This window comes from Pseudomonas tremae, from assembly GCF_001401155.1.
Taxonomy (GTDB): Bacteria; Pseudomonadota; Gammaproteobacteria; order Pseudomonadales; family Pseudomonadaceae; genus Aquipseudomonas; species Aquipseudomonas tremae.
In genome coordinates, this window is the sequence record NZ_LJRO01000413.1 from 1 (window position 1) to 9,672 (window position 9,672).

Annotated in this window: 5 protein-coding genes and 2 pseudogenes; all 7 read left to right on the forward strand. The window is 56.6% G+C overall.

The annotated features are described in order from the left end of the window. A partial coding sequence (locus ALO43_RS22650; RefSeq protein WP_235812547.1) for an alpha/beta fold hydrolase occupies nucleotides 1–1,372 on the forward strand: 1,372 nt, incomplete at its 5' end. Further along, complete coding sequence (locus ALO43_RS22655; RefSeq protein WP_005894402.1) at nucleotides 1,369–1,812, forward strand: PaaI family thioesterase; 444 nt, start codon at nucleotides 1,369–1,371, stop codon at nucleotides 1,810–1,812. The genes ALO43_RS22650 and ALO43_RS22655, both read left to right, overlap by 4 nt. Before the next feature lie 49 nt (nucleotides 1,813–1,861). After that, the gene (ccrA, locus tag ALO43_RS22660; protein WP_011105123.1) at nucleotides 1,862–3,067 is read left to right on the forward strand and encodes a crotonyl-CoA carboxylase/reductase; all 1,206 of its coding nucleotides are present in this window, start codon (nucleotides 1,862–1,864) and stop codon (nucleotides 3,065–3,067) included. A gap of 55 nt (nucleotides 3,068–3,122) precedes the next feature. Next, nucleotides 3,123–3,866, forward strand: coding sequence for a thioesterase II family protein (locus ALO43_RS22665; RefSeq protein ID WP_005894403.1), 744 nt, complete (start codon nucleotides 3,123–3,125; stop codon nucleotides 3,864–3,866). A 1,000-nt stretch (nucleotides 3,867–4,866) separates the two neighbouring features. After that, on the forward strand, nucleotides 4,867–6,765 hold the full coding sequence (hopAD1, locus tag ALO43_RS22670) for a type III secretion system effector HopAD1 (RefSeq protein ID WP_011105124.1): 1,899 nt from the start codon (nucleotides 4,867–4,869) through the stop codon (nucleotides 6,763–6,765). 666 nt (nucleotides 6,766–7,431) lie between these two features. After that, nucleotides 7,432–8,587, forward strand: a pseudogene (locus tag ALO43_RS31060) (IS3 family transposase); the annotation flags it as partial. Nucleotides 8,588–8,599: 12 nt separating this feature from the next. Beyond that, nucleotides 8,600–9,204: pseudogene (locus tag ALO43_RS30805) on the forward strand (IS5 family transposase); the annotation flags it as partial. Between the last annotated feature and the right edge of the window lie 468 nt (nucleotides 9,205–9,672).

Sequence of the window (9,672 nt, forward strand, 5' to 3'; positions counted from 1 at the left end):
GGCCGAGCGCTCGGCCATGGGTGAACGAATGGCCGCCGCGGGTATCCAGGAACTGCTCGACCGAGGTCAGTTGCCCATCGCCCTGGAGGATGGCCTGAGCCAAGTGGATCTGGCGCTGACCGGCTCCCTGCCGCCCCTCGCGATTCCTGCACGCCTGGACCTGCCGGCACTCCGCCGCCATGGCCCCCTGGCGCTGCTGCGCGAATTGCTCGCCGAAGGCAGCGGGCAGACGGCAAGCCAAGGCCCCGAAGCGTTGGCGAAACTGGCTCCCACCGAGCGGCGGACACGCCTGCTCGCGGTGATTGCCCAAGGGGTCGGTGAGGTGCTCGAGCATCCCGATCCAGCGGCGATACCTGGGGATACCGAGTTCCTTGTCCTAGGTTTCGATTCCCTCACGGCCGTCGAGTTGGGCAGTTGGCTGGCGGCCACCACCGGCATCCGCTTGCCGTCCACGGCCGTGTTCGACCATCCGACCCCCAGCGCCTTGGCCGACCACCTGAGCGCCTGCCTAGACCAACCGGAGCGCGCCCCAGCGCCAACCATCGCGACAGTGGGCATGCTTTTCGAAGAATTGCGCGAGGCTATGCGGCAGGGGCGTCTGGCACAGGGGCTGGAACGATTGGCGCAATTCGCGGCCAAACGTCCGACGTTTGCCCCGGATGCCGCCGAAGGGCACGCGCCCGCGCCCAGCTGGTCGCGACAAGAGCGTGACCGGCCACTGCTCATCTGCCTGAACTCCTTTCTGCCCGCAAGGGCCAATCTCACCTATCAGCGCTTGGGCCGCGAACTCAAAGGCCACTATGACATGGCCACCTTGCCCCTGCCTGGCTACGATAACGGGCCGTTGCCGGCCTCCGCCGAAGCTGTTGCAGTGGCGCTCGCGCACGCCGTCGAAGCCTGCGCTGCCGGTCGCCCCTTCACGCTGCTCGGCTTTTCCACCGGCGGACTGGTCGCCTATGCAGTCGCCGAGCTCCTGCAACAGCGCGGCATCCACCCCGCGGCCCTCTGCCTGATCGACACCTACCCGCCGGCCGCCATGCGTTCGGCGGTCCTTAAGGAAGTCCTGAGCGATTGGTTGGAAAGCCGCAGCGACTTCTGGTCGACCGACGACGACGGCCTGAGCGCCATGGCCTATTACCTGGAGCTCTTTGGCCGCTGGAGCCCCCTGCCGCTGGAGGCTCCGGTCCTGCTGCTGCAGGCGGAGCAGGCCTCCGCAGCGGGCGCCAGCGACACCTGGCCGCAACTTTGGCCACGCCTGACGCAGGTGGTGAAGACGTCTGGACGGCACTTCGCCCTGCTCAGCGATGAGGTGCAGCAAACCGCACAGCACCTCATCCTGGTGCTGGCGGACTACAGCGGAGCGGCGTCATGACCTCGGAGAACTTCCAATATATCCTGGATCGGTCGCCACTCTTCCAGAGCCTGGGCCTGAGCGTCGTTACCCTGAGCGCCGACAGGGTCTGCCTAGCCATAGCAGAGTCGTGCCCGACCCATGGTGGCGCCTTCGGAGACATGACCCTGCCTGGTATCAATGGTGCCGTGCTTTGCGCTGCCTTGGAGGCCGCCATTGGTCTCGGCGGTCATGCCGCCCTCGGTCACACGCCTGCGGGCGTCATCGAGTTGTCGGTGAAGCTGCTGCGCCAGGTACGTCACCTCCCCTGCTACATCACGACACGGCTCGATCGCCAGGCACCGGGTCTGACATTCGTTTCCGCGGTCCTGACCAACTCGCGAGGGACGCCTTGCGCCACGGCCTCCGGCATCGTGGTCGCCACCAGGGGGGCGACCGAACGAGGCCTCCCTCTCGACTAGCCCCAGATCGGCCTTACCGATTCTCAACCTAAAAACCAGTAGGAAGCCCATGAATCAAGCACTGACTGAAACCATGCAGGCCTTTCTGATCCGCCCCGAGCGCTATGGCGAACCGCAGCAGGCCATCCAGCTCGAACAGGTCCAGATCCCCACCCTGGGTCCGCATCAGGTCCTCATCGAAGTGATGGCAGCCGGACTCAACTACAACAACGTCTGGGCCGCCCAGGGTAAGCCGGTGGACATCATCGCCGCGCGGCGCAAGCGGAACCGTGACGCCGAACCCTTCCACATCGGAGGCTCGGAAGCCTCCGGTTACGTGAAAGCCGTGGGCGACGCTGTCACCCACGTCAAGGTGGGCGATACCGTGGTGGTGTCCTGCTCGGTCTACGACGCCACGGCCATCGAATCGCGCGTCGCCCCCGACCCCATGTTCTGCAGCAACCAGGAAATCTACGGCTACGAGACCAGCTACGGCTCCTTCGCCGAATACACCCTCGTCGAAGACTACCAATGCTTCCCAAAACCAAAGTTCCTGAGCTGGGAGGAAAGTGCCACCCTGATGCTCAATGGTCCGACCGCCTACAAGCAGCTCACGCATTGGGCACCCAATACCGTCAAGCCTGGAGACGCAGTCCTGATCTGGGGCGCGGCAGGTGGCCTGGGCTCTATGTCTATCCAGTTGACCCGCGCGCTCGGGGGGCTGCCGGTGGCCGTGGTGTCCAGTCCAGACAGGGGCCGCTACGCCTGCGAACTCGGCGCCGTGGGGTACTTGCTCAGAACCGACTATCCGCACCTGGGACGTCTGCCGGACTTGAACTCCGACGCTCACAGCGCCTGGACCAAAAGCTTCGCGAGTTTCCGTCGCGACTTCTTCATGACGCTGGGGAAAAAGGAGCTGCCCAAAGTGGTGATCGAGCACTCCGGCCAAGCCACCTTCCCCACCTCGCTGCAGATCTGCGACCGCTCCGGCATGGTGGTCATCGTGGGTGGCACGTCCGGCTACAACTGCGACTTCGATGTCCGCCACCTGTGGATGCACCAGAAGCGCATCCAGGGCTCCCACTACGCCAACATCCGCGAGTGCCAGGAATTCCTGCAACTAGTCGAACAACGCCGGGTAGTGCCGACCCTGAACACCCTCTATCGCTTCGAGGAGACACCTAGGGCGCATCAGGCGCTACTGAGTGGAGAAGTCGTAGGCAATGCCGCCGTGCTGGTCAAGGCCGAGCGACCCGGCCTAGGGGTCGGTTGTTGAACGGTTGCCGGCTCGACGCGCGACCTCCTACTCCCTATTGCTCTGAGACCTAGCCATGTCCTCAACCAATGACCACCCCTGGCTGGTACGGGCCAGCCGCGAGCAACGACCGCGCACCCTCTATGCCTTTCCCTATGCCGGTGGCGACGCCCAGGCCTACTTAGGCTGGGCGAGCCGGCTCGATGCCTCCATCGAGTGGATCACCTTGGAACTGCCAGGCCGAGGGAGTTGCCCCGCAACGTCCTATGCCGACGTCCAGGAATTCGTCCAGGCGCTGGTGCCGCTTTTCGCCGACTGCCAGAAACCCTTCGCTTTCTTCGGCCATAGCTTCGGGGCCCTGCTGTCCTTCCTGATATGCCGAGCCTTGGCAGAGCGACAGCTACCCTTGCCACGCGGCTTGATCCTGTCTGGCTGCAAAGCCCCCGCCTACTTCGAACCGGTAGCGCAGCCAGCACTTTCCGACGATGATACAATTGCCCTTATCCGCGCCTACGGCGGTACGCCCGAAGTTGTCCTGAGCAACCGGGCACTGATGAGTTTCTTCCTCCCGACCATCAAGGCAGACCTGACCCTAGTTCGTAGCTATCGCTGGCAGCCGCAACCCCGCCTGCCGATCCCCCTCTTGATTTTGAGCGGTCGCCAAGACTCCACCCATGGTCCCGACGTGGCCCAGGGTTGGCGCGACGTAACCTCTGGTGAAACCACCTTCCAAGCATTCGACGGCGGCCATTTCTTTATTAAGGACCATCATTACGACGTACTACAGATCATGAATCAATTCTTGCTAAAATCCTTATAAAGTCGGGCATTCTTGGACGATTTGAGACTTGAAGAGCTTGGGATAAGTTGTGCGTTGACGCATGGTGAACCTGGCAATAAGGGCTATGGTGTCCACGTATTTCAAAGTGGACACCATCGTCATTAATGCTGGGGGTTTGAAGGTGTATTCGCCGGCCGCTTACGATCCAAGTCATATGCATTTCAGAAGGCGCTGGGAATTTATGTATCCAGATTGAAGCACCGGTTTTTTTGCGGCACAGTCCAAACACGTTGATAGCAAAGTGACCGAACGCAAGGCTGGCCCTGTCATTATTCATAAGCGCCGGTGGCGTTTGTTTTGGGCTTGGATGAGCAATTTGCGCCGCGTCGGCCAAGGCAAAGTGATTTTCCTGCCCGGCCCACCTGTTTTTTTCCAGCAAAAGCTAGCCTCTTTCAGGAACCTTTTTCTTGCATAGCGCCACAGACTGACAGTGGCGTAAAGAAAGAGAATATGTCATTGAATGACTAAGGGTCTAAAGGCAAATTCATAGCGAAAATCACTACCATTTAGAGGTAATATCCGTGACTAATCGCGTCCGTGGCGGGACTGGCAGATCAGCTTATTACCCCTCAAACTTCTGATGAGTTGAAACTCGATCAGGGGCAAATTAAGGAAGGGGGGGGGGGAAGCTGAAAGAGAAAAGAGACGTCACTATTCCCAAGTTGAAACCACGAGAAGCTATTTGCGTCACCAAAACAGTCTCAGCGATACCGCCTGGCAAACGATAACGCCGGATAAGACGTTGACCTAGGGGCGATCGCTATTGAAAGCTCCAAAACTGCGGTTGCAAAACATATTGCTACCACTCGTACCGTGCCTACCCAAGTTGACGTGCTGTTACATAATCGCCGCAAGCCGCGGCCAATGCGAAGGAAAATTTGAACCGAGAATTTCCATAGTAGTACAAAAACGGGCAGGTATTGCAAGCTCGTATTAGATCTTAATGCTTCCTAACTGATTTTAGAGAGAGCACCACACAATGCTTATCGGGCACAGCTTGCATCACATGCGACCCACTGCTGTGGATTCTAGCCTACCAACTTCCGCAACTAGCCAGACTATCAGCAATACCAAAAGTCGGCTGGATCCGCATCGTGTCCGTGAACTTACATTCATCGGAGTGGGTAGTAGTGTTGCCTACCTACTCAATGAGCTTAATGGTCGCTTTGCCGATAGCGGGGTAACAACGCCGTTTTTAGGAAAAGTCAGTATTGTAGGCAAGGACGACTCTTGGGCCGAGAATGTTCGTGGGAAAGGTTATATTAACCACCAGACTGAAATTATAAGCCAATGGGACCAACAGGTTCCAAAATATGATCCTAACTATGCTGCTCGTGCCGAATTTTCTGCGAGTAACCGAAGACAGTTGACGCGAACAGTGGAGTTAGGCGCAGAACATTTGAAAGCACAGGTAACAGGCATTTCGCGATTGGATGACGGTTGTTTTCGAATAAATCTGGACAATGGCCAGATTTTGCAAAGCCGACAGATTGTACTGGGGACTGGTGCCGGACCCCATACCAGTATCTGGAACAGCGTTACATCACACACTCAAGCAGAAAAACGACTGGACAACATCAAATTGCATGAGCAGAAAGCCTTGCGTGGCAAGGTGCTGGACCTGGATGAGTTTATGCGAGCGAGTGATGCCTCTCCCCAGACGTTTGCTGGAAAAACGGTGGTGATACATGGACCAAATGCAGGCATTGATGCAGCTGAACGTGCCGGGGAGCTTGGGGCAAATGCGGTTTGGTTTACCCGCAGTACGAATCCGGTATTGCTGGATGGCAATCAACTAAAATTCGCGCCAGAGCTGGCCAAAAGCGCTATACATAAAGTTGACAAATTAGATATTCGCCCAACAAAACTAGAGAATGGTTTCGCATTGCGACTACATTACAGTTCGCTAGGACAAGACTCACGGGAGCCAAAGAAGGTGCTAGATGCGGACTATTATGTGTACGCCATGGGTCAAGATATTCATAAGCCGGGTAGCGCAGCGGCCATACTAGGCAGTCTTCTTGACCACCTAGAACCTATATATGACTACGATCAAGTCTATAGCGACCAGCCTTTCAAGACAGTAATAGGCTTGCAAAGTCGCGGCTCCAATAGCGATAATGGTTTAATTATTGTCGGGGCGGCAGTTGCTCAGCTGGCCACTAATGTTCAGCATAGCTATAAGGACCACGCGTTGGATCGTATACTTGAGGAAATGACCAGGCTCCCCGAAAAGCAAACAGAAAAGCTATCACAAATGCTGTTAGAAGGTGCGCCATCAGTACAGATCCAGACATATCTAAAAACCTGGCAGTTAGATAGCGGTCAACCGCCAGATAAACAGGTACTGCAGAATCAAGTAGAAAACTATCTGGCGGCCCGAGACTACTTCCAGCGGCAAACCAACGAACAAAAGGGCAACCTGGACGGGGTTGCCGCAGAGGTAAAAAATCAAACCTTAACCGAGGTTGCATCGGTCATCGTGTCACCACAGTTAGGCACGATCAAGGCCTCCGCTGCAGCATTGTCGGGACTTATGCCAGCATATGTGGCTAACGGCGAAAATAACTTTACCACCGATAATCGAACTATGCTCCGTGCCGGCATTGCAGCAAGATATCCGAATATAGGTAACGCTGAAGCCAGTGCATTTATCGATGAAGTAGTAACTTTGCGTCACCTTAATAGTCAGCGTTTTATTGAGAAGGTAGCAGGCGAAATGATGGACAAAGGAGCTCAACCACTGGTGTCGTTACGCCCCCCGGTCCTAGGTGTCCCGGCGTCGGTCAGGACTGCTTATGAGGCTTACTTGCACGCGCTGAATTCTGGAGCGCACGATGGTACGCCGTTAAGTCAGCGCTGGCTGCCCAAAAAATAGTTCCACAGGGACAACATGGGACAGGTCGGCTAATGGCTCAACCAGCAGAATCAGTAACATCGAGGTGACTGCGCCGTATCCGATCAACAACCCCTACGTTGTCGTTATGGCTTGCGAAAAGCGAGCAGTGTGCACAGAGGTTCTGCACCAGTCTCCGGATCAGCGCACCGGACAAGGCGAACTCGACACAAAGAGCAACCTGAATGACACTGCCGATAACACCCATAGCGGCCAGCTCCTGAGAGCAGAACGGCGCCATCGCAGGCAAGACAGTTCGGCCGATATTGCTGATGTCACCTGAAAGGTCTGATGGGTGACTCAGTGGACGTAATAAACCCAGACATGCCGCTACTAGGTTCTGTACGAAAAGTCGGCGCGCGAAGGTCAGGCAAGGCAAAAACAGGCGAGGAACGGCCGGGGTGGCGTTCGACTCTACGTGTTGTAAATGAGCATTCCGATTGGACTCGCATCCGAGCCTGTTTTTAACGCAGCATAACCGCAGCCACTTTTCGTACAGCCCCTAGGCTCGACATCAGGTAGGCGACGGCAGTCGCCGTTAGCAGGGTCAAAACCGACTGTTTGCCGAAGCCAGCACTGCGCAATATTTGTACTGGTCTAATGATTCCGGACACTCACTTAGGCAAGAATGTCGCCAGATAGAGGTGTCTGAGGACAAAACAACGCCGTACCTTCTCCACTGAATTCAAGCGCGAGGCCGCAGGCCTCGTGCTCGATCAAGGCTATAGCCATATCGAAGCCGCCCGCTCGCTCGGGGTGGTGGAATCTGCGCTGCGTCGCTGGGTGAGCCAGCTCCAGCAGGAGCGCAATGGCGTAACGCCCCAGAGCAAAGCCCTGACGCCCGAGCAGCAGAAAATTCAAGAGCAGGAAGCCCGGATCGCTCGCCTTGAGCGGGAGAAATCCATTTTAAAAATGGCCAACGCGCTCTTGATGTCGGAAGAGCACGAGCGCATGCGCTGATCGATCAGCTCAGTGCCATGAGCCGATCGAGTTGCCGTGCGAAGTGTTCGAGATACCTCGCTCATGCTACTACGACCATTGCTTGCGACGCCGGTCCACCAACTCCGAACTGGTGCGGCTACGCGGGCGGTTCAATGAGCTGTTTACACAAAGTCGAAGCGCTGCTGGCAGCCGCAGTATTGTGTCGTTGATGCAGGAAGATAGCGAGCAAATCGGTCGGTTCAAGGTGCGTGGCCTGATGCGGGAACTGGGATTAATCAGCAAGCAACCGGGTTCGCATGATTACAAAAAAGCAACAGTGGAGCGACCTGACATTCCGAACATTTTGAATCGGGAGTTCGATGTAACCGCGCCCAATCAGGTCTGGTGTGGCGACATCACCTACATCTGGGCGCAAGGAAAATGGCATTACCTGGCGGTGGTTATGGATCTTTATGCGCGTCGGGTGCTGGGCTGGGCGTTTTCAAAAAAATCGGATACGGACTTGGTGATCAAGGCGCTGGACATGGCTTATGAGCAACGCGGCAAGCCTCAGGGCCTGCTGTTTCATTCGGACCAGGGCGCCCAATACGGTAGCCGACAGTTTCGCAAGCGGCTTTGGCGATATCGCGTGCGCCAGAGCATGAGTCGCCGAGGTAATTGCTACGACAACTCGCCGATGGCGCGTGTATTCCGCAGCTTGAAAACCGAGTGGATACCCGCCGTGGGCTACATGACGGCCCAAGAGGCACAAGGGGATATTAGTCATTATCTGATGCATCGCTACAACCGGGTTCGGCCACACCAGTTCAATGATGGACTGGCGCCCGCTCAGTACGAGAAAACCTTAACGTCGTGTTCGGGATCCGTTGACCATTACATTCGACTCAATCAGCAGGGACTGATCGATCTGAACACCTGGATGATCGACTCCACGGCGGTACGTGCAACCCGAGCCTCTTCAGGCGCCGGAAAAAGGGGGCCTGAAGAACCGCTAGACCATGCTCTGGGGCGCAGTCGAGGCGGCCTGACAACCAGGATTCATATGGTTTACGACGCTAATGGCGTACCATTGCGCTTCATGTTTTCACCGGGACAAGCCAGCGATATCGCCCACGCCCAGTCGTTGCTGGATCTGGTGCGCGTTCCCGGTAAGCCGGGGCGACCACGAAAGCGCAGTAGATGGTTACTGGCTGACAAAGGCTATGGTGCAGAACACCTGCGTTACTACTGCGACCGTTATCGAATGCAGCCTGTGATCCCGCCACGCGCCATGCCACGCAAACCCGGCCTGGCTTGCCCCGACTCTTTGATCGTCCAAAGTATCGGCAGCGCAACATAATTGAGCGGATGTTTGGCTGGCTAAAAGAGAACAACCGAATCGGCACTCGCTACGACAAGCTGGCCAAGAGCTACGCAGCCATGATCACGCTGGCCTGCAGCCTACGTTGTAGGCAGCAATACTTTTCTTACAAAACCTAGCTTTGGTATTTCCTTACACCTCGCGGTCAGCTTCTATGGATTCAACCTGAAAGGCTACATGCTAGGCGTACGATTTTTTCCGTTTTATCTATCGATCCCATCAAGGACCACACAGCGATGACCTCGAATGATCATTTTTTTGGACAGGTCGAAATATCCTCCCGCACAGGCGAAGCCATTCTTTCACTCCCCCCTAGCGCAGCTGGTTGGCCGTGACCACTTCACAACACAGCTGCGCCGGCTGCTAACGTTCATGGGCACGTTGCGCCTACTGACGGTGCCTCAGCGCCAGACTTTGCAACCATGTTGCAGCACCTGTTATAAGAGCAAATTGGTTATGCCCGCCTGAGCCTGCGGCAGGCATCTCCGAAGGTAACAATTGGGTCTGCACACTGATATTTGTGGAAGGAACACCCGAAATCCGGGCCATTCGGACTGGTTACAAAGAGCTAGGGATTCTCCGAACAA

Excerpts from the sequence above, each read along its gene's own strand:
- hopAD1 (WP_011105124.1), top strand. The coding sequence starts at position 4,867 with ATGCTTATCGGGCACAGCTTGCATCACATGCGACCCACTGCTGTGGAT.
- ccrA (WP_011105123.1), top strand. The coding sequence starts at position 1,862 with ATGAATCAAGCACTGACTGAAACCATGCAGGCCTTTCTGATCCGCCCC.
- ALO43_RS22665 (WP_005894403.1), top strand. The coding sequence starts at position 3,123 with ATGTCCTCAACCAATGACCACCCCTGGCTGGTACGGGCCAGCCGCGAG.
- ALO43_RS22655 (WP_005894402.1), top strand. The coding sequence starts at position 1,369 with ATGACCTCGGAGAACTTCCAATATATCCTGGATCGGTCGCCACTCTTC.